At 42.9% G+C, this 732-nt stretch carries 1 protein-coding gene; it reads right to left on the bottom strand.

Annotated features, from left to right (window positions below; translation table 11 throughout):
* Positions 1–545, bottom strand: a 545-nt coding sequence (locus ACS8FD_RS20215) for an Hsp70 family protein (protein ID WP_439277182.1), incomplete at its 3' end; no start/stop codon positions are given.
* Between the last annotated feature and the right edge of the window lie 187 nt (positions 546–732).

Below are 732 nucleotides of genomic sequence, written 5' to 3'. Positions count from 1 at the left end.
AAACGCAGTACATTAATACCAGCCGCTTGTGCCGCATCTTTGGTCGCTTGACGCTGCGCTTCATCGAAATAGGCAGGCACGGTAATCACAGCACCTTCTACACTATCTATAGGTAGGGTACTCGTAGCTCGCTGTTCAAGAGCCGCTAAAATCCGGGCTGATACTTCAACAGGAGAGACCTCACCTTGGGCGGTGACAAACGTTGGCATATCATCTTTGTGGCCAGACAGCTCATAAGGATGAGAGAACTTGATATCAGCTTGGCTACGGCCCATAAAACGTTTGGCTGAAACAATCGTATTTTTTGGATCATCCGCTAAGTGCGCTAGAGCGTCGTAACCGACAAGGGGATTACCTGTACTTGGATAATAAACAACAGAAGGTAATAAAGTATCAGTCGTTGTAGCTGCCTCTAAGACTTGCGCTTTGCCTGAACGTACCACAGCGACCAGTGAGCGTGTGGTACCAAGATCAATTCCTAAACCAAAACGATGTTGGTGAGGTTGGGCGCTTTGATTGGGTTCGGCAATTTGCAATAAAGACATAAAATAACTCAAAGATAAAATAGATAAGTAAAATGAAGCATGCAGGCGACGATAGTTTAACGGCTAAAGTCTTACTCTACAATAGAAGAAAATGGCGCTTAAAATAAGAGAATACTGTTAGTAATATTTTGACCATACATATAGAGTATAGTACTCATACGTCAAGTTTAAACATATAGGTCATCAT

This window comes from Psychrobacter sp. 1U2, from assembly GCF_051847575.1.
Note: the sequence above shows the minus strand (reverse complement) of the source record. Positions and strands in the feature narration are given on the sequence as shown.